The following is a 1,001-nucleotide window of genomic DNA, read 5'->3' as shown; positions in this document are numbered from 1 at the left end:
GCAGCTCGCTCAACTCGTCCAGCCCGCCCCGCCCGTGCCCGAGCAGCCCCGGATCGGGCAGGTCCGGGCCGAGCTGGACGAGTTGAGCGAGCTGCTGCGCCGCCAGGAGCGCGACCAGTGACCGAACGCCTCATCGGCGACCGCTACCAGCTCGCCACCGTCCTCGGCCAGGGCGGCATGGGGCAGGTGTGGACGGCGTACGACCGCCGCCTGGACCGCCGTGTCGCCGTCAAGCTGCTGCGCCCGGACAAGGTCGCCGGCCCCGGCACGGTGGCCGAGGAGCTGCGCCGCCGGTTCGTGCGCGAGTGCCGGGTCACCGCCCAGGTCGACCACCCGGGCCTGGTCACCGTCCACGACGCCGGCAGCGACGGCGACGACCTGTTCCTCGTCATGCAGTACGTCGAGGGCGCCGACCTCGCCGACCACCTCGCCGAGCACGACCCGTACCCGTGGCCGTGGGCGGTCTCCGTCGTGGCCCAGCTGTGCTCGGTGCTCTCCGCCGTGCACGCGGTGCCGATCGTCCACCGCGACCTCAAGCCGCGCAACGTGATGGTCCGCCCCGACGGCACGGTGACCGTGCTCGACCTCGGTGTCGCCTCCGTCATGGACACCGACACCACCCGCCTCACCAGCACCGGCTCACCCATCGGCAGCCCCGCGTACATGGCCCCCGAACAGGCCATGGGCGGCGCGGTCGGCCCCTACACCGACCTCTACGCCCTCGGCGTGCTGCTCTACGAGCTCCTCAGCGGCAACGTCCCCTTCGCCGGCTCCACCGCGCTCGGCGTGCTCCACCGGCACCTGTACGAACCCCCGCTGCCGGTCCGTCAGCTGCGCCCGGAGGTTCCGCAGAAGCTGGAGGCCGTCCTGCTGCACCTGCTGGCCAAGGACCCCCAGGACCGCCCGTCCTGCGCCCAGGAGGTCTACGAGGCCCTGGTCCCGCTGCTGCCCACCCCCGGCTCGGCCGCCCCGGCCGGCCGGGGGTGGGCAGCAGCGGGACC

At 74.1% G+C, this 1,001-nt stretch carries 1 protein-coding gene; it reads left to right on the top strand.

All coding sequences use genetic code 11. From position 1 onward, the window contains the following. Positions 1 to 177 precede the first annotated feature (177 nt). Positions 178 to 1,001 (top strand): serine/threonine-protein kinase (locus EF918_RS36085; RefSeq protein WP_260611025.1); only part of this gene is annotated, 824 nt, incomplete at its 3' end.

Source organism: Streptomyces sp. WAC06614, from assembly GCF_003949795.1.
In the GTDB taxonomy this organism is placed as follows: domain Bacteria; phylum Actinomycetota; class Actinomycetes; order Streptomycetales; family Streptomycetaceae; genus Streptomyces.
Note: the sequence above shows the minus strand (reverse complement) of the source record. Positions and strands in the feature narration are given on the sequence as shown.